Here is a 23,881-nt window from a genome sequence, read left to right on the forward strand (position 1 = left end):
GATGGTAACGTAAACGAGCCAAATGTATGCGAAAAATCGAACACAATGTGCCGATGGTAACGTAAACGAGCCAGCGCCGTTATCCGCCCTGAATCACCCGGGAAGGGGCTTGTTATTAGGGAGTAAGTGCAATAGCAATACGGTCCGTAAGCGGAACCTCACTACGAAGGTGTATATGAATACGAGTACGGAATTACGGAATTACGGATGTACTCAACTTGTAACTCTACCTCCAAGGACGCCGTCAGGCGTTTTTCTTGTTTATATGCTGTGAATTTTCTAATGGAGCAATGAAGCTCTCAAAGTAGGAATCCTACCTGTATAAATATGGAATTAGACAGGTGGGTACATGAAGCTCTCTGTATATTTGCGTGTGAAGGAAGACAAGCGAAAATCTAAATCTAGACGTTTATCCCCCTCTTTCAATATAATGGGGTTTATAACTTCGGGCAAATTTGTGAAAAGTGTAAGCGACGAAGGATCGTATATAGGGAGATGGACATAAATGAAATTCAGTGATTTTGAAGTTGAGAAATGGAAAGAAAATCGAAAGTTCTATGATACATGTCTCATACCTTTTACAGGATTAAGTGGGTCCGAGAGTCCTCCTGAGACGGTTCAAGCATTAGAAAGGTTACGTGATTTCATGGATTTGGTGGAAATACCGTTTAAGGGACGTATTGTAACTTACCCAGCGATTCAGTATGGAGGGGAAGGATATGTCGGTTTAATTAATGAGGTTTGCCGAAAAGTCAAATCCAGTGGTTTCCAGTATGCCGTGGTGTTGACAGCAGATATAGCACTTCAGGAACAAGAAATTATTGAAAGCGATTTAGTACTCTCTCTGCCTATCATTGAGGGCTCTCTGGAAGGTAAGATTAATAGTAATATTGGTATGAAAATTCAAGAGATGTGGCGACGGTGAGTCTCTTTTAAATGTGACAGAAAATCAACAATTCTAATGAAAAATCACTTTTTGGCCTGTCACAAATTAGACAATATTCTTGACGGGTTTTGGTGCCTAAGCTATTATTAGGTTGAATCGAAATGGTATGTGATGTATTTCATTGAAAAGATTTGAAAACGGATTATTTATAGTAAGGCATCTCTGATCGGACACCTTAGATACTTTCTTATATCTTGAGAAGGGGGTTATATAACAGTATGAGCAGCCATAATGATCAACAGGATATTTGGCCTGAACAACCACCCAGCCGTAAAGAGATGTCGCGCAGGCAATTTTTGACCTACACGCTAGGTGGCGCTACTGCTTTTATGGGGGCAGGTACAATTCTCCCAATGGTCCGTTTTGTCGTGGACCCAATATTACATAAGAAGGGCGCAGGGGATTTTATAAAGGTTGCTGAAATAAGTAAAATCACCGAAGAGCCCCAAGAGTTTACGTTTGAATTGAAACAGAAAGACGGATGGTACGACAGCACAGCGACGCTGACTGCGTGGATCCGTAAAGACGCAAAGGGTGATATTTATGCGCTTTCACCCATTTGTAAACATTTAGGATGCACGGTCGGATGGAACAATAATAAGGCGCATCCGGACGAGTATCACTGCCCTTGCCACGGTGCACGTTATACCAAACTCGGCAAAAATCTCGAAGTAGCTCCAAAACCGCTTGATCAGTATAAAACGAAATTTGATAACGGGTGGGTTCTTTTGGGTGATATTGTGCCTAATACAGTTGCTAGTGAGGAGGCGTAGGTTCTAATGTTTAAAAATATCTATAACTGGATTGACGAACGTTTGGATGTTACGCCAATTTGGAGAGACGTGGCCGATCACGAGGTTCCTGAGCATGTTAACCCGGCCCATCACTTCTCTGCGTTTGTGTATTGTTTTGGCGGGCTGACCTTTTTTATTACAGTGATTCAGATTCTATCGGGTATGTTCTTAACGATGTATTATGTTCCAGATATTATCAATGCTTATGCAAGTGTTGAATATTTACAATCTAGTGTTGCCTTTGGACAAATTGTTCGCGGAATGCATCACTGGGGTGCCAGTCTAGTCATTGTTATGATGTTCCTTCATACGATGCGTGTCTTCTTTACAGGCTCTTACAAAGCTCCGCGTGAGATGAACTGGGTAGTTGGAATGCTCATCTTCTTCGTAATGTTGGGGCTCGGTTTAACAGGTTACTTATTGCCTTGGGACAATAAAGCTTACTTTGCGACAAAGGTAACCCTCGAAATTGCCAACTCTGTTCCAGTGATGGGACCTGTACTGAAAGAGCTTATGCAAGGTGGTACGATTGTAGGTGCAGAAACGTTGACTCGGTTTTTCGCACTACATGTATTCTTTCTCCCAGCGGTGCTTCTTAGTCTGCTCGTAGGACACTTTATTATGATCCGCAGACAAGGGATTTCTGGACCGTTGTAAGTTAATCTGAGAGAGGAGGAATACGGATGGCACATGGAAATAATTCTAAGGAAAAGGTTGTATATGTCGGTGATACCAGAGTTCGTAAAGGCAATGGATTTATCACACCTCCAGACTATTCAGCCTATCCTGGTAAATCGGAAGCCTTTATCCCTAACTTTCTACTGAAAGAATGGATGGTTGGTGTCGTTGTGCTTGTAGGAATATTAGTGCTTACTATTTCAGAGCCTGCGCCGCTAGGGTTTCCAGCGAATGCGAGTGCAACGGTTATCCCAATTCCTGACTGGTATTTCTTGTTTCTCTATCAGTATTTGAAGCTTCCTTATGCTTCTGGTGATTATATCGTTCTGGGAACATTAGGAGTGACAGGTGTAGCTTTTGGTGCACTTCTGCTAGCTCCTTTTCTTGACACGGGCAGAGAACGTCGCTTCTACCGTAGACCGATCGCTTCATCTTTGATGTTCTTATCACTAGCGGCGATTGTGTACCTAACAAATACCGCTTGGACGGAATACAAACATGAAATGGCTGAAACTGGTCAAATTCCTGAAGATGTTCAACGGGAAGAGAAGGCGGCAGAGAATAGGGCGAAGGGGCTTCCAACCTCGAGTGCAGTTAAGGCAAAGGAAGTAGCGATTATAGATAAGGATGATCCAGCTATGGGGCTCTTTAAGCAAGCTACTTGCATCTCTTGTCATGCGGCGGATTTGAAAGGGGCAGGTGGACCTTCACTTCGCGGCGTTGGGGACACCCATGATAAAGAAGCAATCCTTACTATTATAAAAGAGGGTCAAGGGCAGATGCCGAAGATGTATGATACTGCTCTGGGAGCGGGGCTTTCGGATCAAGACATTGATGCCTTGGCAGACTGGCTTGCCAAACAAAAAAGCGAACAGTAAAATAATAATAACGCAAAACCTGATCGAAACTGCGGTCAGGTTTTTGTATGTCTAAATGTAAAGTTTCCACTACTTGGGAGGTTAATGATCTGTATGTCAGTTCTTGATAAACTGTTTAAGCACCGAGGAATCATTTGGTTGTTATTTATTGTGAATCTTCTCGGTACCCTTTATGGCTACATATGGTATGGCAATCAATTGGAGTTCACGGCGGCTAACTTTCCGCTTTGGTTGCTCCCGTTTGTACCAGATAGTCCAACCGCGAGCTTGTTCTTTACCTTGGCGTTGTTGCTAATGCTATTTCCTCCTAAAAGCTATACGGGAAACAACGTAAGGGAACTTATTGAGGCGTTAGCGGTAGTGACGTCTGTGAAGTATGGGATTTGGGCAGTAAGTATGATTTTTGCTGGAGGTTATCAAGGAGATATTCTAGTCTGGAAAGACTGGATGCTGGTGATCTCTCATTTGGGGATGGCGATAGAAGCTTTGATCTATGCACGATTCTTTTCTTTCCGCAAAATGATTCCGCTAGCGCTGTTCTGGACCCTTGCTAACGATATGCTGGACTATTCCTATGGAATATACCCATGGTTACCTTCTGTACTAAATGATGATATCACCCAGGTGCAATACTTCACGATGGGGCTTACGGTGTTTAGTGTAATTGCTGCTTGGTTGTTTAGTAGTAGACAAAGACCAGTAGACTCTATCTATCAGTTTAAGAACAGGTTCTAGTAAGCAGTTCTAACCCTTGTCCCCCTGCCATACATTTAGAATTATAAGAAGTATAAGTTTTATACTATACTTTATCCTTATAATTTTACGAGAAACGAATATCGTCTTTAAAAGATGACAACGTCGTTTCTTCTTAGGTAGGAGGGGGATGTCTTATGCTCCGAGGGAGATATTATGTGTTGGTTATTCTAGTATTCTGCTGGTTACTGACCAGCATGAGTGTTGAAAAAGCTTCAGCAGCGCAAGGGAATGCTGGTGAAGGTTCTGGCAAGGTTTCGAAGCAAAGCGCCGACGTTAGTTCGGGCAACGGTTTGGCAGTGATGAGCGGAAAGACTGGAGCACAGCAGCTAGAACAAGCCGCTGAGGCATTGTATGGGTATGTCTTGGAAGGGGATGTGATGAAGGTCCGACAAGAGACCGAACAGATCTCTAGGATCTTAGTGTCCTCTTCTTTTGAAGGAATGACCTCTGTAGAGGGCATTAATGCGTTATCAGGGGTCATTATGGACCTGAAGGCTGCTGTGGCAAGCGCAAAAGTATCGCAGCAGCAATTGGAGGCTACAGCCGCCAAATTACGGTTAGCAGCCAACAGTCTGAATCAACCCGGACAGCCCATTTGGCTTCAGTATTATAAGCTAATCCGCGAGGATTTAAATGCGATGGAGCAGAGTGGTGCTACAAATGATCTGGCAGGATGGAAAAAGGCTGTTGAGAGGCTACAGAGCAGGTACGAAAATATCCGGCCAGCGGTGATCGTCTCCCGGCAACCTGAAGTAGTAAATGCTTTTGATTCGTGGCTCTCTTATGCAGCAGGCATTCCTTCTTCCTCACAAAAGATCGAACGGACCCGGTTACTTGAAATTGTGTCTTACGGTCAGGATACGGTGCGGGTAATGTTCGGAAAAGAGAAGGATGAGCCAGCTTTGTCATTACCCCTGGCATCACAAGAATTTGGGATTTGGGGAGGGCTAGCCGCAAGCTTTATTATTGCAGTATTAGCTTATGCGGGCTACCGTAAGTATCGTGGAGAAAATCAGAAATTCAAGCCAATTTAGCGAAATTGGTTTAATGAATAACAAAAAGGAGCGGGGAAGAGTCCCCGCTCCTTTTTGTTATGTTTCTCTGAATCCCTCGCCTTGTACGTCGTGCACATCGCTAATAATTACGAACGCACGCGGATCAACCGATTTGACTAATAAACTAAGACGGCGAATCTCCTGCCTTGAGACTACACAGTACACCATATGTTTTGCTTGCTTAGAATAAGCACCGATTGCAGGAATGAGTGTTACCCCTCGTTCTAGTTCAGCGGTTATTAGATCAGCAATTTGGGGTGCCTCATCACTAATGATTGTAAAAGCTTTGGCGGCATAAGCGCCTTCCTGGATAAAATCGATGACACGCGAGGCGATGAACACTGCAACGAGTGTGTATAGAATTTTTTCTTTGGGAATATAGAAGATAGAAGAGCCGATAATGAAAATGTCGATGGCCAGAATAATCTGCCCCATGCTCCAGCCGAAATTCCGTCCCAGAATTCTTGCCACAATGTCTACGCCACCTGTAGTGCCACCAAAACGGAATACAATCCCAAGCCCCGTTCCAAGTGTTACCCCTGCGTATAGCGCAGCAAGAATAAAGTCATGTTCGGTACTGAAAGGAATAATCCATCCAGCAGAGATCAATCTTTCGAAGATCCACAAGAAAAGGGACAAGGATCCAATTCCTACACCTGTGTATACAATTTGGCGGCCGCCTAGGACTTTCCACCCCAGCAGAAACAATGGGAGATTGATTAGCAGTGTTGTTAAAAAGATTGGAATGTCAAAGGCATAATTAAGCAGCAGCGTGATTCCCGTAACGCCGCCTTCCATTAGTTGACTGGGAATGATGAAATACAGTAGTCCGAATGCATATACTGCGGTTCCGAGCATGATGGGGGCAACTGTTTTGCTGATTGAAATTACCTTGTTTGAATTCATGGAATCCCTCGTTAGGCCTTGTTAGGCAGTTTTTCTTTTCCTATAATAAGTATACCTTTTCTTGCAGGTGTTAAAATATTCAAAAAAGATTTGTCTTCAAAACGTCTTTACGATAACATAGGGGCAAACAGAAGGCAAGATATACAGAGGGGGCAAAGATACATTTTATGGATAAAAGTCTTGGTGACATTCAGCGTGAAGTAGACGCTTATATATCGCAATTCAAAGAAGGATACTTCAGTCCGCTGTCTATGTTAGCCCGCATGTCCGAGGAAGTCGGAGAGTTGGCGCGGGAAGTCAATCATGAATTCGGTGAGAAGCCGAAGAAATCCGATGAAGCAGAGAATTCTATAGAGCTTGAACTCGGAGATATTTTGTTTATTACCGTTTGTTTTGCAAATTCTCTTGGGATTGATCTGACTGAAGCACATAATAAGGTCATGCATAAGTTTAATACCCGAGACGCTGGGCGTTGGACACCAAAAGACACCGATTAGGCCTCTATAACATATGCTGTACCAAACGAACGGGATTTAGCCGTGAGGATGGTGAGTATATGGATCAAAGGGATTATGTAAGAGAAGCCTACCGCTCTATATTGCGTAGTGACTTTGCAGAAGCAATTGTTTGCTTTGAAGCCGCGATTGCAGCAAGTCCGGCTGATGCTGAAGTCAGATATCGTTGTTCCATAACGTATGCCCGCAGTGGTATGCTAGATAAAGCTTTAGTTCATGCTCAGGCGGCTATGAAGTTAGATGGCAGCAAACCTGAGTATAGTCTACATCTACAGCATCTTCAAGCTATGATGCATGTACAGGAAGCCAAGCGGTTGATAGAAGATGAAGATAACAAAACTCGTAACCCGTATCATCCGATTACGATACTTAAAGAGGCCATCACCCTGGATCCGTTATACGGGGATGCTTATGTATGGCTTGCCATCGCACATAGTCGGGTGAATGAACATATGCAGGCTATGGCTGCCTTGAAAGAAGTGATTTCTTTACATCCGGATGATTCTGGCTTGCGAGAATTGATGGTAGACCTTCAGAAATCCATACAATCGTATATGCAGTAACTATATAACTAGTGAAAGCGAGGATGAAAAGATATGAGCAACAAGATCAGAGTTATCGTATCCGGCGCAGGCGGGAGAATGGGTAAAGAGGTTGTTAAACTTGTGCTGCAGGACGAAGAGTTGGAGCTAGCTGCTGCGGTAGATCGTTCAACGATGGATATAGACGCAGGTCGTCTAGTAGGTATGGAAGACTCAGGAATTATTGTAACTTCAGATCTTGAGGCTGCCCTCGCGGGAAGCAACGGAGATGTTGTGGTCGATTTCACTACACCGCAATCAGCGTATACGAATACAGCGCTAGCCATTAAATATGGAGTGCGTCCGGTTATCGGTACAACCGGATTCACACCGGAGCAAATTTTGGAACTGGACAAGCAGTGTAAAGACCAGGGGATAGGTGGACTTATTGCTCCGAACTTCTCCATAGGGGCTATACTGTTGATGAAATTTGCGGCTCAAGCTTCAAAGTACTTTCCGCATCTGGAGATTATCGAGTATCACGGGGACCAGAAACTGGATGCTCCATCCGGAACTGCAATCAAAACAGCAGAGATGATTTCAGAAGTACGGGAAGAGCTTCGTCAAGGAAACCCTAAAGAAGAAGAAACGATTGAGGGTGCGCGTGGGGGTTACTATAACGGATTCCGGATACATAGTGTCCGTCTTCCTGGTGTGTTTGCCCAAGAAGAAGTGATTTTTGGTGGGTTCGGACAATCCTTGAAAATCCGGCATGATTCTTATGAGCGAGCAGGATATATGCCAGGCGTTAAGATGGGTATTCAAAAGGTAATGGGATACACTGGCTTGATCTATGGATTTGAGCACTTTATAGAATAGACAGGGGAGAACACCATGTTAAAGATCGCATTTATTGCACATGATCGTAAAAAAGATGAAATCGTAAACTTTGTATTAGCCTATGAGCATGTATTTGTAGGTCATGAACTGTTTTCTACGGGGACTACTGGCCAACGGATCATGGATGTGACTAGCTTGAAGATTCATCGCTATATGTCAGGACCATTAGGTGGAGATCAGCAAATTGGGGCAATGGTAGCACAGGATGAATTGGATCTTATTATCTTCTTGCGCGACCCATTAATGGCACAGCCACATGAACCAGATATTACAGCTTTACTTCGTCTATGTGACGTATATGGTATCCCTGTAGCAACGAATATCGCAACAGCTGAGGTGCTTGTGAAGGCGATTGATCGTGGTGACTTTGCCTGGCGTGAACTAGTCCATAAATACAAACCAGGTGTTGATGAATGAAGCTGGACATCCTTGTATTTGGAGCTCATGCTGACGATGCAGAAATCGGAATGGCAGGTACGATTGCAAAGCATACCGCTGCAGGACTTAAAGTGGGTTTATGCGATTTAACGGCTGCAGAAATGTCCTCGAACGGTACTGTAGAGCTACGCAAGGAAGAGGCGCAGCAAGCTGCTAATCTGCTTGGCGTATCGGTGCGGACGAATTTAGGTCTATCTGATAGAGGGCTTTTTATTACGGAAGATCATGTGGCCGCTGTGACAGCAGAAATTCGCCGGTTTGCTCCTGCGATTGTTTTTGCTCCTTATTGGGAAGATCGTCATCCGGATCATATTGCGTGCAGTAAGCTGGTAGAAGAGGCTGTTTTTAATGCTAAACTACGTAAATATATGTCGGACAAGCCGGCAATTTCGGCTCCACAGCTGTTTTTTTATTTTATAAATGATCTAGGCCGTACGGATCTAATTGTAGATGTTACTAAACAATATGGGGTGAAGGAGCAGGCGTTGTCCTGCTATCGCTCCCAGTTCACAAAGCCGCAGGGTGCCGATGCTGTATCCACACCGTTAACGGAAGGCTACATCGAGCGTGTCCGCTCCAGAGACATGTTGCTTGGACAGCGGAGACTCATTCCCTATGCGGAAGGGTTTGCAACAAAAGTTCCTTATGCAGTAGATCTGTTTACTCCGGGGGATCAAACTTTATAAAGTATAGAAGGGGACGGAATATGGATCGTTTGAAAATAGGCATCACTTGTTATCCGTCTCTTGGCGGCTCAGGCGTAGTAGCGACTGAATTAGGAAAGCTCTTGGCCGAGAAGGGACACGAAGTTCATTTTATTACACACAGTATTCCGTTTCGGTTAGGAAAATTTCAGAAAAATATATTTTACCATGAGGTTGAGGTTAACGATTATTACGTATTTAAATATCCTCCTTATGATTTAGCACTTGCTACGAAGATGGCTCAGGTTGCCAAAATGCAGAATTTGGATCTGTTCCATGTTCATTATGCCGTTCCGCACGCTGTTTGTGCTTTCCTTGCTAAGCAGATGCTTGGTAATGATATAAAAGTTGTAACGACCTTGCATGGTACTGATATTACGGTACTTGGACAGGATGAATCTCTAAAAGATCTAATCCGTCTTGGAATTAATGAAAGCGACGCTGTAACAGCTGTATCGAAGGATCTCATTAGAGAGACACGAGAAGTGCTGGATATCACGCGGGAGATCGACCTCACGTATAACTTCGTTGATCATCGTGTCTATTACCCGCGGGATGTATCGAATCTGCGGGATGATTTTGCTTCTCCTCAGGAGAAGATCCTGATGCACATCAGTAACTTCCGCCCAGTTAAAAGAGTCAGTGATGTTGTGGATATCTTTGCTAAAGTGAATCTTGAAATACCTTCACGACTGTTGCTTGTCGGCGAAGGGCCAGATCTTCCCAAGATTCAAGCTAAGATCAGTGAAATGGGACTGGAAGATAAAGTCCGCTTCTTAGGAAGACAGGATGAGATCGCTCAGGTCATTTCGTTGGCTGATCTGCTACTGTTACCGTCAGAAAAGGAAAGCTTTGGTCTGGTTGCGCTGGAAGCGATGGCCTGTGGCGTACCGACTATAGGTTCTCAAACCGGAGGCATTCCGGAGTTAATTGAGCATGGCAAGACAGGATTTATTGCTCCGATTGGTGATACAGAAACTATGGCGAAATATGCAATCAAACTGCTGTCGGATGATCGCATGGTGCAGCAGTTCAGTCAAGCTTGTCTGGAAACGGCCTGCAAAGATTTCTGTAAGGATTCGATTACAAGTCAGTATGAGGATATATATTACCGAGTGCTCGGGCGCAAGGTACCTAGACTGGATACAGTCAGGGGGTAAGGAGTTCGTAATGAAATGGAAAATGGCGCCATCTGCTATGGCTCTTGCGGCGGAAAATGTAATTTCTGAGCTAACTCAAAACGGCCATGAGGCTTTTTGGGTCGGAGGCTGCATTCGCGATGAGCTATTGGGTAGGCCAGTGCATGATATGGATATTACAACTTCAGCAGTGCCGGAGGAAGTGATAGCTATCTTCGCACGCAGTATTCCGACAGGGCTAGCACATGGGACGGTCACCGTGCTTCAGGATGGGCAAGGGTTTGAGGTGACGACATACCGAACTGAAAGTGGTTATGTCGATCATCGCCGTCCGGACCATGTTGAATTTGTTAGCGATGTGAAGGAAGATCTTCGTCGTCGTGATTTTACGATTAATGCGATATGCTGCGGGCTGGGTGGAGATTTGATTGATCCCTTCGGAGGCGAGAAGGATCTGGCTCTCCGTGTGATCCGCTGTGTGGGTGATGCAGAGGAACGGTTCGATGAGGATGCGCTTCGCATGCTTCGCTGCGTTCGTTTCGCATCGGTGTTAGATTTCTCCATCGCCAAGAATACGTGGAGGGGGCTACTGCGCCAGCGAGATAAGCTGGCGCATATTGCTGTGGAGCGTGTCCGCGCGGAGCTGGACCGCATCGTAGAGGGGCCGCATCCTCGGCGCGGCCTTGCTATGCTAGCGCGCTGCGAGCTGCTCGCTCGCGGCAAAGCCCCGTTCCCCTGGACCGGAACCGATCTGGCGACTGCTGCCGCCTTAACGGCCGGGATAGGGGAACTGGAGAGCGCCCACTTGCGGTGGGCGCTTCTCCTCCATGCCCTGAAGCAATCGGCCAAGGAGGCCGATGAACTGCTGCGGGCATGGACGTTCTCTGGGACGACGCGCATCTGCGTCGTCCAGGTGCTGCGGGTCCGCGAAGCTTGGACCGCTGCCCTGGAGGCAGTGCCGCAGGGGGAACCGGGCGGCACGGAAGCACTGCGGCGGCAATGGATCGCCGCAGTGTTGGCCTTCGGCGTGGAAGCCGCCGAAGGGTGGCTCTCGCTGCTGGCGATCCTGCCGGCAGCTGCCCTTTCCGCTGCGCACCCGCCAGCGGACTCGGAAGTTTCGGCCGCTGTCACAACCCCAGCGGCGTGGATCGCACAGATGCCGCTGAAGAGCCTGTCGGAGCTTGCTGTTACAGGCAATGAGCTGGCGGAGGCGCTTGGGAAACGTCCAGGTCCTTGGCTTGGCGATATGCTGAGTGCCCTTCTGCAGGCGACTGCTTCAGGAGATCTTCTTAACAATAAACAAGTATTGCTGCTTGAAGCAAAAAGGATGGATGGACATGAGCTATGATAAGGCACTGTCGCTAACCGGATTGAAGCAGGAAGCTTCCGATTCGAATTGGCTAGACAGAGTTCAGCTCCTGGAGTCTGTCGTATCTACTCAGGAGGAAGCCAAACGATTGGCAGAAAGCGGTGCGCCAGAAGGAACAACCGTAATCGCTGAAGAACAAACCGGTGCTAGGGGACGGATGGGTAGAAAATGGTTTTCTCCTCGTGGCAAAGGGATTTGGATGAGTATAGTATTGCGGCCGAAATTACCCTTGTTACAGACTCCTCAGTTAACACTCCTTGCTGGGGTTGCTGTCTGTAAGGCAATTCGCCGTGTAACCGGAGTAGACGCCGGCATTAAATGGCCAAATGATTTGCTTGCGGGCGGTCGAAAAATATGTGGAATTTTGCTCGAGTCATCACTAAGAGAAGGAAAGCTTCATTATTGCATCGCAGGGATTGGGATTTCTGCGAACTTGACTGAAGACGATTATCCTGATCATCTGAAAGAAGTAGCGACTTCTCTGCGGATTCAGCGGGGCGGTGTCCCTATTGACCGTTCGGAGCTGGTTAGAGCAGTGTTCGATGAGCTGGAGATGCATTACAATCTATATATGAAACAAGGTTTTAAGCCTATCAAAGAGCTGTGGGAGTCGATGTCAGTTACTGTGGATCGCCAAATCGCTCTGAATAGCCCTCAGGGACGCTCTGAAGGTGTTGTAGTAGGTCTGGATGACTTAGGCGGACTACTCCTTAAAAACAGCTCAGGAGAGATTTCTAGCGTATGCTCAGGTGAAATCGAGCTTTTATAAGTCTTTTGTTTATCTTCTAAAAGTCTTTTTAATATGGCAGGGGTATCATCCCTTGTCATATTTTTTTCGTGTAATTCCGTGTCCTTTTTGTTATACTATGGGTCGGAGGCGGTATCGTTTTACGAACTGTACTCTGGATCTAATGAATTTATAATGTTTTTGTTATTGGAATTACCTTCATAACTGCGTTAGACGGTTACGTTGGATTCTGCTCTGAGCCGTAAGGACCGAGACAGAAGGGACGATCGCGAGTGACTCTTTTTTGCCCTTCGGACCTTTTTAGCAAATCGTTGCTAAAGGGTTTTTTTGTTGCGATTTTTACGGGGATGTAATTTCAAAAAGGAGGACGAAGAGAGAAATGGCAAACAAACAAGCACTTAATATTGTAAAAATGAAAAAAATGAAAGCAGATGGTGAACGGTTGAGTATGTTGACCGCTTATGATTACCCATCGGCTCTACTTGCTGAAGAAGCCGGTATCGAACTTATTCTGGTGGGTGACTCCCTGGGAAATGTGGTACTTGGATATGATACAACTTTACCCGTTACAATTGACGATATGGTCTACCACACTCGTTCAGTAACTCGGGGCGCACAGAATACGTTCATTGTGGCAGATATGCCATTTATGACCTATCACGGAAGTATAGATGAAACCCTGCGAGGTGTGCGCAGATTGATGCAGGAAGGGCGGGCTCAAGCCGTCAAAATGGAAGGCGGTCTCGAGATTTGTGAGACAGTCGCTGCAGTTGTAGCTGCGGGAGTTCCTGTGCTTGGGCATATTGGACTTACACCACAATCGGTAAATATGATTGGTGGCTACCGTATTCAAGGTAAGGATGTCAAAGATGCAAAACGTCTGATGGATGAGGCTAAGGCCCTTGAAGCAGCTGGTGCTTTTGCAGTGGTACTCGAGCTGGTGACAGAAGAAGTAGCACAAGCGATTTCTGAGGCGCTGAGCATTCCGACCATTGGGATTGGTGCAGGTCGTTATTGTGACGGACAGGTATTGGTTTTCCATGATTTGCTGCGTTATGCCTCACCATACCGTGAGAAACGTTTTGTCAAAACCTATGCGGATGTGGGTAATGTAATTCGTGAGGGCATCAGCCAATATGTGCAAGAAGTGAAAGACCGCTCGTTCCCGGATGAAGGCCATGTTTTTAAGGCAGATGAAACCGTTCTGGAATCTTTATACGGCGGCGCCGGAAAGGATGGGGAATAAGATGAGAGTCGTCAGAAGCATTGAGCAGCTGCGCGAAGCTTTGGAATATATGAGGCAAGGTGGGCATGCCCCGATTGGGTTTGTTCCAACCATGGGATACCTGCATGAAGGACATGCCAGTCTGCTTCGGCGGGCAGGAGAAATGAGCAACACGGTCGTTATGAGCATATTTGTGAACCCGCTGCAGTTCGGACCGAATGAGGATTATGATTCCTATCCGCGCGATGAAGAGCGTGATTTGGAGCTGGCGGAACGCGAAGGCGTCGATATTGTATTTATCCCCAGCGTGGAAGAAATGTATCCGCAGCCTACCCGGACTACTGTCTCGGTATCAGAGCTTACCACTCGACTTTGTGGGGCTTCGCGCCCAGGGCATTTTAATGGCGTAACCACAGTCGTTAACAAACTATTCAATATCGTGCAGCCACATTATGCTTTCTTCGGGCTAAAGGATGCTCAGCAAGTAGCTGTGCTCCGCCGAATGGTGTCCGATTTGAATATGAATGTTGAAATTGTGCCTTGCCCTATCGTTCGTGAAGGAGATGGACTTGCACTTAGCTCACGTAACGTATTCTTGTCTCCGGAGGAACGTAGTCAGGCACTGGTATTATCTCGTTCCTTACGTGAAGCACGTCAGTCCATTGAAGAAGGAAAAGCAAGAACCGTTGCTGAAGTGCGGGAATTGTTGACATCGGTTATTTCGAGCTCTCCGTTGGCGGTCATAGATTATGCGGAAATACTGACATTCCCTAATCTGGAAGGCTTAGAGAACGAAGTTTTATTAACGGATGTAGATGGGGAAATTATTATAGCGCTTGCCGTGAAGTTTGGCAGAACACGCTTAATTGACAATAATGTATTTATTCCAAAGGAGGTTGCCGCAGTTGTTTAGACATATGATGAAATCCAAAATTCACCGCGCGACGGTGACAGAAGCGAATTTGAATTATGTGGGGAGCATTACCATTGATGAGAACTTAATGGAAGCGGCAGATATTCTTGAGAATGAAAAAGTACAGATCGTGGATAACAATAATGGTTCACGGTTAGAAACCTATGTTATTCCTGGGCCTCGCGGCAGTGGAGTGATCTGCCTGAATGGTGCAGCCGCACGTCTTGTTCAACCGGGAGATACAGTAATTATTATTTCGTATGCGATGTTGTCTTCGGAAGAACTGGAGTCGCATAAGCCAACGGTGGTATTCGTGGATGAGAACAACAGTCCCGTGAAGCTGGCTGATCATGAATTGCATGCTACAATCGCTTAAATACTGGACTTACGCCATGTAATGAATGGCAGGGATGAAAGACCCCGTTCTCGCAGAAAATGAAGTCAGGCAAACTGAACTGATTTCATCTTCAGTAAGGGGGGATAGCCCATGTTTCAACATTTGTTTGCTGAAATGAACAAGGTGCTTCAGGAGATCGTAACAGATTACCCTACAGCGGAGGGTGCCCGCCGGAATGAGCTTTTATGTAATTATAATATGCTGCATCGTCTTAGTGATAAAGTAATGGATGAATGGCTGGCCTTTGCAGAGAAGTTAAGTCACTTTCGTGAAAGTGTAGATTTTACGACTGTGGTCGAAGAGGAAGTGCCGGAGCAGGAAGCACCCGAGCTGTGCATGGATACTTTTGTTAGAGGTCAGGGGTATTATAAGCTGCTGATGTATGGGAAATGTATTGAGCAGTTTAAGGAAGTTATTGTGCAATATCCGGATAGCTTGGCTGCTCGGTTATATTTAGCAATCTCTTACCTGCAGGAAGGGGATGGAGAAGCTGCTTGGAGTCATCTGAACCATATGCTCGGCTTGATACGTGAAACCAAGTTGAAGGCAATGGTTTATAACGCTTTAGGCTGTATCCGGGCCTCTCAAGAACGTTTCAATGAAGCGCAGGAGCTGTTTGGCCTTTCTTTACAGCTTGACCCGGCACTTCCTGAACCAACCGTTAATTTGGAGGTTTGCCGCCGCCGTGGAGGTAAGCTTCATTTCGGAAATCAGCTTGTTTCATTATTGTAAATTATTACGTTTACGGTTTATTATTCTGCATTTTCATTCAAGCGATGCATCCCCTGAACCAGTGGTGTGCATCGCCTTTTTTCGCAACTTCTGTTATGCTGATTAAGAGTCTCAATTGAAAGGGAATAGAATTATAATGAAATTTGCCGTGCTTGATTTTGAAACAACGGGAACCCAATCCGTGGGTGAAATTATCCAGGTTGGCCTTGCAATTATAGAAGAAGACCGGTCCATCTCCCGGGTATATGGTTCCTACGTCAAGCCCGGAACGCCGATTCCTCCTTTTATAACTGGTCTGACGGGGATTACTGACGATGATGTAAAGGATGCACCTGAGCTGGATGAGATGATGATGGAGCTTGTCCCACTCTTGGATGATGTTGTGCTTGTAGGGCATAATGTCGCATTCGACTTCCATTTTTTACAAAATGCTTTAGACCGATGTGGGTATTTACCATTTCAAGGACGGATTTTAGATACGATTGATTTTCTGAAAATCTGCTTTCCTTCCCTCACATCCTATCAGCTAGGATCAGTTAGTGCGCATTTTGGAGTGACGCACGATCGTCCGCATCAGGCAGACAGTGATGCACTCGCAACTGCTCTTGTATTGTTGAAATGTCTGGAGGAGCTCTACGATTTGCCTCTGCTGACGATCCAGAGACTCTGTGAGCTGTTTACGGAAGAAGATAGTGATCTTGGTTGGTATTTTGATGGTCTGCTGCGTGAACGGGAAGCGGAGACGCTTCAGCCCGAAGGTGATCTGACTTTCTATCGTCAATTAGCGCTTGCTGTAGGAGACTGGAACGAATTAGCTCCACCTCGAGACGAGCATGCTGAGAATCCGCTACAGAATTTATCTTTTACAGATTATATGGATGAAGTAACGAAACGGCTTAAAGACACTTTGCCACAGTATGAAAGCCGAGAAGCTCAGGATATTATGATCAATGAAGTGATGACGGCACTTGCCGAAGACAAGCATCTATTGATCGAAGCAGGCACAGGAACCGGTAAGTCCCTTGGATATTTATTGCCTGCCATATACCAAAGCGTACGCACTAATGAAAAAGTTATGGTCAGCACTCATACTATTAACCTGCAGGATCAATTACGTGAGCGTGATATTCCTTTGTTAACGCAGGTAGTTCCTTTTCCATTTAAAGCTGCAATTTTTAAGGGCAGAGGGCATTATTTGTGTCTTCGTAAGTTTGAACATAAAATTAATAAAAAAGACTTTATAAGTCCGAGGGAAGATGCGCTTACTGCGGCTCAGATGATCGTTTGGCTGACACAAAGTGAGTCAGGAGATGACGAAGAGCTCAATTTAAGCGGGCGTGGCGGAGATTTCTGGGAGACGGTGGCAAGTGATACCGATTCTTGTCTGGGTCGTTCCTGCCCTTGGTTCCGTAAGTGTTATTACCACCGGGCAAAACATGAAGCTGGTATTGCTGACGTGGTCATTACGAACCACTCTAAGCTTTTCGCGGATGTTAAGGCTGGTCATCAGCTACTTCCAGCCTATGAGCATCTTGTAATTGATGAGGCCCATCATCTGGAAGACGTAGCTGGCAAGCATCTAGGTATGCATATGAAGCATTTCACGGTGGCGCACACGCTGTCACGATTATACAAGGATAGCCGAAACGGTCAACTCCCTACGCTTCGCCAAATGCTACAGTCATCAGGCAGTGAGGAAGCTTCTGAATGGAGCGGAGTGATCGATAGAATCTATCCGGATCTGCTTACCGTAAAAGAAACCTGGGATCTGCTTAGTGATAAACTATTCAGTCTCTTGCCGGAACGCAGTGATGCAGCGGCGGGAGAAGCTGGACAATTAGTCATGCGGTTACTTCCTGCCCGTAAACCGAAAGATTGGGATGAATTGGTTGCTTTAGATAATACTATGAATCTGACATTAAGCGAAATTATCCGTAAGGGTGATAAAATGCTTAATGAGATGCGTGATCAAGAAGGTCAATCATCCTCAGATAGTCTAGTTACCGATATTAGCGGCTTATTTAAGGATTTAGCTTCTATACGTGAGCAAGTACGTTTTTTTATGGGATTAAACGACGAGAATGTAGTATATTGGCTGGAGGCGAATGGAAATTATCGCAGTAAATCTCTGCAGCTGTATGCCGTCCCTGTTGATGTCAGTACTCAGCTTAAGGAGCTGTTTTTCGACAAGAAGAAAAGTATCGTGCTAACCTCGGCGACACTCTCTGTTGATAAATCATTCCAGTTTATGATTGATAATCTTGGATTAAATGAGGCTGCCGAAGAAGGAAGATTGATGACATCACTCCTTCCTTCACCTTTTAAGTATAGGGAGCAGGCACTGTTGGTTATTCCGCGGGATTTCCCTAGTGTGAAGGGCAGCGTGGGAGATGCACGTTTTGTGGATACTCTCGTGCAGTCGCTAGCAGAAGCAGCTATTACAACACGTGGGCGGATGCTTGTCCTGTTTACTTCTTACAAGATGCTGCGCCAGGTTTATGATCCTCTGAAGGAGGCTCTGGCCTCACAAGAGATCACAGTACTAGGTCAAGGCGTAGAAGGTGGCAGCCGCAGTAAGCTGATCCGCCGTTTTCAGGACAGTGCAGCCTCTGTTCTGTTAGGAACAAGCAGCTTCTGGGAGGGTGTAGATATTCCGGGTGAAGCATTAACATGCTTGGCCATCGTGAGGCTCCCATTTCAACCGCCGAATCATCCCCTTGCGGAAGCGAAGTCTGAGCTATTGCAAGCCCAGAAGAAGAATCCGTTCATGAAGTTATCTGTTCCTCAGGCGGTTATACGCTTCAAGCAAGGATTTGGAAGACTGGTACGGACAGCGCAGGATCGGGGTATTGTTATTGTATATGATACAAGGGTTATTGAATCTCATTATGGGAAGTATTTCCTTTATTCGTTGCCTGGCCCCAAAATGGAGCATATGCTTACGGATCAAATGGTTCCTCGTATAGCGGAATGGTTGGAAGATGGAGGCGTTTCTTGAAAAGGACGTCTCCAGTCTTATTAATCACTCTACAATGAAGGGCGGTATATGAATACCGCTCTTCATTGAGACGAGGTACAGGAATTTCGATAGGATTTGAACAGAATCTTACTTAAACTAGGAGGTAAATTATGAAATCGGATAAAATATCAGAGGCCGTCGTTCGCAGACTTCCAGTGTACTTGCGTTTCTTGAATGATCTCCAGAAACGTGAAATATTAACCGTTTCCTCGCAAGAACTAGGACAAAAACTAGATTTGAATCCCGCTCAAATCCGTAAAGATTTAGCGTATTTTGGAGACTTTGGCAGAAAAGGCATTGGGTATGATGTAACCTATCTTATTGAGAAAATCCGTCATATTCTGAAGCTGGATCAACAACTGAATGTAGCTTTAGTAGGTGCCGGTAACCTTGGACATGCATTATCAAATTACAATGCTTACCTGAAAGATACTATGAAGATTACCGCTATATTTGATTCCTATGCACCTAAGGTAGGGCGGAAAATCAACTCTCTTACCGTGCAACCGATGGAAGAGCTAGGTCAGACGGTTCGTGAACAAGGTATTCGTATTGGGATTATAACAGTGCCTGATTCAGAAGCGCAGAATGTTGCAGATATTCTCATTGAATCTGGCATTGAGGCGATTTTGAATTTTGCACCGATGATTCTAAAAACACCATCGAATATCCGGGTTCATGCTGCCGATTTTACAACGGATTTGCAAAGCCTTGCTTATTATTTGAAAGACGGAAAGGAAGAAAGCGGAAATGAAGAGCAGTAAAACGATTATTAAGGGCGGGCGTTTTCTTATTCCGGGAACGGATGAACCGGTTCTGAGTGGATATATGACTATTGAAGATGATTTGATCACTTACATAGGAAAAGAAGAGCCTTTAGCGGAAGATGGTGTGTTGGTTGTTGATGGCAGTCGTTTGCTGTTTATGCCAGGTCTGGTAAACACACATGGTCATGCCGCAATGTCATTGCTTCGTGGTTATGGAGATGATTTAGCACTTCAGGTGTGGCTTCAAGAGAAGATGTGGCCGATGGAAGAGAAGTTTACCGGAGAGGATGTATATTGGGGAACCTCCTTGTCGGTACTGGAAATGCTGAAAGGTGGGACTACAACCTTCTTGGATATGTATGATCATATGGACCGAGTAGCCGAGGTAGTCGAATTATCAGGCATCCGTTCCGTACTGATGAGAGGCGTAATAGGTCTATGTCCAGAGGAAGTACAGAATCACAAGCTTGCGGAAGCGATTTCTTTTGCACGCAATTGGCATGGTAAGGCTGACGGCAGAATTACGACGATGATCTCACCACACGCTCCATATACCTGCCCACCGGACTTCTTCGTTAAGTTTGTACAGGCGGCACATGATTTGGATTTACCGATGCATACCCATATGTCCGAGACAAAACGTGAAGTGGAGCAGAATGTGGTCGATTACGGAATGCGGCCTGTAGCACATTTAGAGAAGCTTGGAATGTTCACACGGCCGTCTATTGTTGCACATGGCGTTCATTTGACTGATGAAGAGATCGAGATACTGGCCCGCCATGATGTAGGTGTGTCTCATAACCCAGGAAGCAATCTGAAACTGGCTAGTGGAGTGGCTCGGGTTACGGATCTTCTAAAGGCTGGAGTAAAGGTGTCACTGGGTACAGATGGTGCGGCAAGTAATAATAACCTGGATATGTTTGAAGAAATGCGTCTTACAGCCCTCATCCATAAAGGTGTAAGTGGTGATCCGACGGCTGTTCCTGCTCCGGAAGCGCTGCGTATAGCTACGGAGTATGGCGCAAAGTCTATCTTTTTAAATGATGTGGGTAGACTCGCTGTAGGCATGAAAGCTGACTTTATCGCCATTGATATAGACCAGCCGCATTTACTCCCACACACAGACCTGTTGTCCCATGCTGTATACTCTGCCAGTGCCAAGGATGTTGAGCATGTATGGGTAAATGGTAAACAGGTTGTAAAACATGGACAATGTGTAACGCTAGATGAGGAAGCTATCCGTCGTAAGGCGCAAGAATCCTTTGATGGGCTGCTCAAGCGCTAGTCTAAGATCATAACGAATAACTGAAAGGCTGTGACTTTCTGCGTTTGCAAAGTTACGGCCTTTTGTGTTTCAGATAATTAGATCATTGAATTGGATATGAAACTTTGGATAAACACACGGGTGTGTTATATAATCAAAAAAGATATATTACTAGAAAGGGAGCTGCACCTTGAAGAAAAGGAAAAAATGGATCCTCCTGGGGTCAGTTCTGATTCTGCTCCTTCTGTTTGGACTTATCCAGTTCTATGCTTATATTATGAAAGATCAATGGAACGAGCGAGATATCGCTAAGGATGTCGCCAAAACCAACGCTGGTCTGACAGAGGTAACCAAAGCGCAGAAATCCGTGTGGGATGAAAATGCGGTGTACTGGGTCTTAACAGGGAAGAATGAAGCCGGGACCGAGTTAATGGTATGGGTACGTTTTACTGTAGACGGGAAGTTTGCTGAGGGCACCGACGCAGTATATGCTGAGGAACTAAGTAAAGGGATCTCTGAAGCGAAAATGCGTAGCCTTATAAAAGCGGATCTTCCGGACATCAGCATTGAGCGGTTGTTGCCAGGAGTATATAACGGAGAGTATGCTTGGCAGCTTTTCTATAAACAAAGCGGTCGGTATTATTATCAATTTTATCGGTTCTCAGATGGGGCCAGAATGGGTGAAGGATACAGTTTACCGAGCCGCTAAATAGACAAAAACACTATAGGAGAAACAAGCGGACCACTTATGGTTCGCTTGTTTCTCGTTCAAATGACATGCTTTATTGATATACAAAAAGTATACGAAATATGATATACTATAAGAGTGATTTTAATACATTATATTTAAATATACATGTGAAATAAGCCTGTTAATTAGGATTAACAGCCCTTTTTTTGTCGGAATAAATCAATATATTTAATAAAATGGAAATAAAAAAAATAAAATTTTAAATATCTTCACACTTTTTTAAAATTTGGTATATACACCTGTGATATACTACTGTTTGTGATTAGAACAGTATTAGTAGAACGTTAGGCTCTGATGAGCTCTTAACAGCTATGATTTTGGATCATACTGTTTACATTTTGTCATCTTTGAGAGGAGGACGTTTCTTGAAATTACGTCTTGTACCTGTACTGATAACGTCTCTACTGTCCGCTACGCTATTATTCGGAGGATTCTTTTTATATCATCAATTTGCTTTACAGGAACCGCTCCAAAAGATTGTATCCGGATTTGAGGGAGTAAATGATTCACATATTAGTATTAACCGCGATGAGGTCACATTGAAACTTGATTTGCAGCCGGGCACGAATTTACGTGATCTGGTAACGTATGTTTCCAAAGAAGGAAAATCCGTGATTGATGGACGTAAGCTGAAACTGGATGTGGAGCAAAATTCAAGTGAACTATTGGATGATTATTGGGATAAAGCGATGTTCTCTGTAGCTGAAGCCATGGAGAGCCGTAAATATACGATTATACCTACTGAACTTGATAGATTGAAAGTGCAAAATCCGGAATATAAAGATGTGATAGCATCTACTGAAATAGACGACAACAATGTGTACGTAAGCTTGAGTAATGGGAAAGAAAGTAAATTTATTATTTTGCCGCGAAAACCTGCGACCTTGGGGGTATGGAATAATGCCTAAGTATCTTAAAGAAATTTTGCTCGGATTTATTCCTGTGCTGTTTATTTTCATGGCTTTTTTAGGTATTAATATATTCCCAATTGTTATAGCAGCTGGAATGCTTACTGCATTACTTATAATTGCTCATTTACGTGGCGGGCTTACGGTGAACGCTGGTGCTGATAAGAAACGCAAAAAGGTAGGACCTTCAAAGCTCACTTTTGAAGAAATTGGTGGGCAAGACAATGCGAAGCAAGAACTTCGTGAGGCACTGGATTTTTTGATCCGGCATGAAGAAATCAGTAAATTTGGGATTCGTCCTTTGAAAGGGATTCTGCTCACTGGCCCTCCAGGAACAGGTAAGACCCTTATGGCAAGAGCCGCGGCACATTATACAAACTCTGTATTCGTGGCAGCATCAGGTAGTGAATTTGTAGAAATGTATGTTGGTGTCGGGGCCGGGCGGATCCGCGATTTGTTCAAGGATGCTCGTAACCGTGCGGTTAAGGAAAACAAACAAAGTGCTATTATTTTTATTGATGAAATTGATGTAATTGGCGGTAAACGTGAAGGCGGCCAGCAGCGTGAATATGATCAGACCTTAAATCAGTTGTTGACTGAGATGGATGGTATTTATAATAACGAAACACCGCGTATTCTACTGGTTGCTGCAACAAACCGGAAAGAAATGCTTGATTCGGCATTGCTGCGTCCTGGACGCTTCGACCGTCATATTCAAGTGGACATGCCTGACAAAAAGGGCCGCAAATCGATTCTCGAATTGCATGCGAAGAATAAACCTCTTCATCCAGATGTGAGTCTCGACAAAATTGCTGAAGAAGCCTATGGCTTTTCCGGTGCTCAGCTTGAAAGTGTCATGAATGAAGCCGCGATTTATATGATGCGTGAGGACTTGACGAAAGTTGAGCAGCGGCATCTGTCGATGGCGATTGACAAGGTAATGATGGGTGAAAAAACGGATAGAGAAACAAATCACGAAGAGAAAAAGAGAGTCGCTATTCATGAATTGGGACATGCCATCATGGCAGAGCTCCTTCGTCCCGGAAGCGTTAGTCAGGTTACGCTCACTCCACGTGGACAAGCCCTTGGATATGTGCGACACAATCCTCAGCAAGAGCAGTATTTGTACACCAAAGATTATTTGGAAGATCAGATTATGATTGCACTTGGTGGAGCGGCGGCTGAAGAAATGTATTATGGTGGACGAAGCACAGGTTCACGCGGTGATTTCGATCAGGCGCTGAATATCGTGGAAACGATGATGAAGTCTGGTTTAACTTCGCTGGGTATCGCCAAACTGGAAATGGTTACCACTGAAGAGCTTATGAAGGAAAATAGTAAGATATTGGATGAGTTGGTGACGCGCACTCGTGAGCACCTTGAAAAGCAACGAAATGTATTTGATTACTCTCTTGACATTTTAATGAAGGAAGAAGTACTCTCTGGAGAGCAATTTCGATGTCAATTTCGTGACAGCGTCCTTTTACCAGCATAAATATTTATGCTGGTTATTTTTTTTTACTTTTCAGGCATGCTAAGATATCATTATATGTCGGGC

The 23,881-nt window shown here is 45.0% G+C and carries 25 protein-coding genes; 24 read left to right on the plus strand and 1 reads right to left on the minus strand.

From position 1 onward, the window contains the following. Positions 1-505: 505 nt before the first annotated feature. The 6 genes from UQ64_RS06875 (at position 506) to UQ64_RS06900 (ending at position 5,086) form a co-directional block, all read left to right on the plus strand. Entirely contained in the window at positions 506-925 is a 420-nt protein-coding gene (locus UQ64_RS06875) for a DUF2487 family protein (protein ID WP_060622721.1), read from the plus strand. 239 nt (positions 926-1,164) lie between these two features. Further along, complete coding sequence (locus UQ64_RS06880) at positions 1,165-1,719, plus strand: QcrA and Rieske domain-containing protein (RefSeq protein ID WP_060622722.1); 555 nt, start codon at positions 1,165-1,167, stop codon at positions 1,717-1,719. A 6-nt stretch (positions 1,720-1,725) separates the two neighbouring features. Further along, complete coding sequence (qcrB, locus tag UQ64_RS06885; protein WP_060622723.1) at positions 1,726-2,397, plus strand: menaquinol-cytochrome c reductase cytochrome b subunit; 672 nt, start codon at positions 1,726-1,728, stop codon at positions 2,395-2,397. A 26-nt stretch (positions 2,398-2,423) separates the two neighbouring features. Then, positions 2,424-3,296, plus strand: coding sequence for a menaquinol-cytochrome c reductase cytochrome b/c subunit (locus UQ64_RS06890; RefSeq protein WP_060622724.1), 873 nt, complete (start codon positions 2,424-2,426; stop codon positions 3,294-3,296). Between the two features lie 93 nt (positions 3,297-3,389). Next, a complete protein-coding gene (locus UQ64_RS06895; protein WP_245237872.1) occupies positions 3,390-4,031 on the plus strand; it encodes a DUF1405 domain-containing protein in 642 nt (213 codons plus the stop codon). 155 nt (positions 4,032-4,186) lie between these two features. Next, a complete protein-coding gene (locus tag UQ64_RS06900; RefSeq protein WP_060622726.1) occupies positions 4,187-5,086 on the plus strand; it encodes a sporulation protein YpjB in 900 nt (299 codons plus the stop codon). A gap of 57 nt (positions 5,087-5,143) precedes the next feature. Here the strand turns inward: UQ64_RS06900 and UQ64_RS06905 are convergent, their stop codons facing one another. Beyond that, positions 5,144-6,013, minus strand: a complete 870-nt coding sequence (locus UQ64_RS06905) for a YitT family protein (protein WP_060622727.1) — start codon at positions 6,011-6,013, stop codon at positions 5,144-5,146. Positions 6,014-6,180: 167 nt separating this feature from the next. On the opposite strand from UQ64_RS06905, the gene UQ64_RS06910 reads away from it, so the two are divergent. The 18 genes from UQ64_RS06910 to UQ64_RS06995 all read left to right on the plus strand — a co-directional run bounded on the left by UQ64_RS06910 (position 6,181) and on the right by UQ64_RS06995 (position 23,818). Continuing rightward, the gene (locus UQ64_RS06910) at positions 6,181-6,510 is read left to right on the plus strand and encodes a nucleotide pyrophosphohydrolase (RefSeq protein ID WP_036676271.1); all 330 of its coding nucleotides are present in this window, start codon (positions 6,181-6,183) and stop codon (positions 6,508-6,510) included. 59 nt (positions 6,511-6,569) lie between these two features. After that, entirely contained in the window at positions 6,570-7,091 is a 522-nt protein-coding gene (locus UQ64_RS06915; protein WP_060622728.1) for a tetratricopeptide repeat protein, read from the plus strand. A 33-nt stretch (positions 7,092-7,124) separates the two neighbouring features. Further along, the gene (gene dapB, locus UQ64_RS06920) at positions 7,125-7,928 is read left to right on the plus strand and encodes a 4-hydroxy-tetrahydrodipicolinate reductase (protein WP_060622729.1); all 804 of its coding nucleotides are present in this window, start codon (positions 7,125-7,127) and stop codon (positions 7,926-7,928) included. Positions 7,929-7,943: 15 nt separating this feature from the next. Then, on the plus strand, positions 7,944-8,366 hold the full coding sequence (locus UQ64_RS06925; RefSeq protein ID WP_042129517.1) for a methylglyoxal synthase: 423 nt from the start codon (positions 7,944-7,946) through the stop codon (positions 8,364-8,366). Next, the gene (gene bshB1 / locus UQ64_RS06930; RefSeq protein ID WP_060622730.1) at positions 8,363-9,073 is read left to right on the plus strand and encodes a bacillithiol biosynthesis deacetylase BshB1; all 711 of its coding nucleotides are present in this window, start codon (positions 8,363-8,365) and stop codon (positions 9,071-9,073) included. Before UQ64_RS06925 ends, bshB1 begins: the two co-directional genes overlap by 4 nt. A 20-nt stretch (positions 9,074-9,093) precedes the next feature. Beyond that, entirely contained in the window at positions 9,094-10,251 is a 1,158-nt protein-coding gene (bshA, locus tag UQ64_RS06935; protein WP_060622731.1) for an N-acetyl-alpha-D-glucosaminyl L-malate synthase BshA, read from the plus strand. 37 nt (positions 10,252-10,288) lie between these two features. Continuing rightward, positions 10,289-11,578, plus strand: coding sequence for a CCA tRNA nucleotidyltransferase (locus tag UQ64_RS06940; protein WP_342447582.1), 1,290 nt, complete (start codon positions 10,289-10,291; stop codon positions 11,576-11,578). After that, the gene (locus tag UQ64_RS06945; protein WP_060622733.1) at positions 11,568-12,368 is read left to right on the plus strand and encodes a biotin--[acetyl-CoA-carboxylase] ligase; all 801 of its coding nucleotides are present in this window, start codon (positions 11,568-11,570) and stop codon (positions 12,366-12,368) included. Before UQ64_RS06940 ends, UQ64_RS06945 begins: the two co-directional genes overlap by 11 nt. 358 nt (positions 12,369-12,726) lie before the next feature. Further along, on the plus strand, positions 12,727-13,593 hold the full coding sequence (panB, locus tag UQ64_RS06950) for a 3-methyl-2-oxobutanoate hydroxymethyltransferase (RefSeq protein ID WP_060622734.1): 867 nt from the start codon (positions 12,727-12,729) through the stop codon (positions 13,591-13,593). Position 13,594: 1 nt separating this feature from the next. Continuing rightward, a complete protein-coding gene (gene panC, locus UQ64_RS06955; protein WP_060622735.1) occupies positions 13,595-14,485 on the plus strand; it encodes a pantoate--beta-alanine ligase in 891 nt (296 codons plus the stop codon). Further along, positions 14,478-14,861, plus strand: coding sequence for an aspartate 1-decarboxylase (gene panD / locus UQ64_RS06960; protein WP_060622736.1), 384 nt, complete (start codon positions 14,478-14,480; stop codon positions 14,859-14,861). The genes panC and panD overlap by 8 nt, the downstream gene beginning before the upstream one ends. 111 nt (positions 14,862-14,972) lie before the next feature. Further along, a complete protein-coding gene (locus UQ64_RS06965; protein ID WP_060622737.1) occupies positions 14,973-15,614 on the plus strand; it encodes a tetratricopeptide repeat protein in 642 nt (213 codons plus the stop codon). 136 nt (positions 15,615-15,750) lie between these two features. Further along, positions 15,751-18,612 carry an ATP-dependent DNA helicase DinG gene (gene dinG, locus UQ64_RS06970; protein ID WP_060622738.1) on the plus strand — a complete coding sequence of 954 codons (2,862 nt, stop codon included), beginning with the start codon at positions 15,751-15,753 and terminating at the stop codon, positions 18,610-18,612. Between the two features lie 131 nt (positions 18,613-18,743). Then, the gene (locus tag UQ64_RS06975; RefSeq protein WP_060622739.1) at positions 18,744-19,397 is read left to right on the plus strand and encodes a redox-sensing transcriptional repressor Rex; all 654 of its coding nucleotides are present in this window, start codon (positions 18,744-18,746) and stop codon (positions 19,395-19,397) included. Beyond that, complete coding sequence (locus tag UQ64_RS06980; protein WP_060622740.1) at positions 19,384-20,685, plus strand: amidohydrolase; 1,302 nt, start codon at positions 19,384-19,386, stop codon at positions 20,683-20,685. The genes UQ64_RS06975 and UQ64_RS06980 overlap by 14 nt, the downstream gene beginning before the upstream one ends. A gap of 169 nt (positions 20,686-20,854) precedes the next feature. Next, on the plus strand, positions 20,855-21,373 hold the full coding sequence (locus UQ64_RS06985; protein ID WP_060622741.1) for a cell wall elongation regulator TseB-like domain-containing protein: 519 nt from the start codon (positions 20,855-20,857) through the stop codon (positions 21,371-21,373). Between the two features lie 407 nt (positions 21,374-21,780). Continuing rightward, a complete protein-coding gene (locus UQ64_RS06990) occupies positions 21,781-22,323 on the plus strand; it encodes a hypothetical protein (protein ID WP_060622742.1) in 543 nt (180 codons plus the stop codon). Next, positions 22,316-23,818, plus strand: a complete 1,503-nt coding sequence (locus tag UQ64_RS06995; protein ID WP_060622743.1) for an AAA family ATPase — start codon at positions 22,316-22,318, stop codon at positions 23,816-23,818. Before UQ64_RS06990 ends, UQ64_RS06995 begins: the two co-directional genes overlap by 8 nt. The last annotated feature ends 63 nt before the right edge of the window (positions 23,819-23,881 follow it).

It is taken from the genome of Paenibacillus etheri (assembly GCF_001012825.1).
Lineage (GTDB): Bacteria > Bacillota > Bacilli > Paenibacillales > Paenibacillaceae > Paenibacillus_AQ > Paenibacillus_AQ etheri.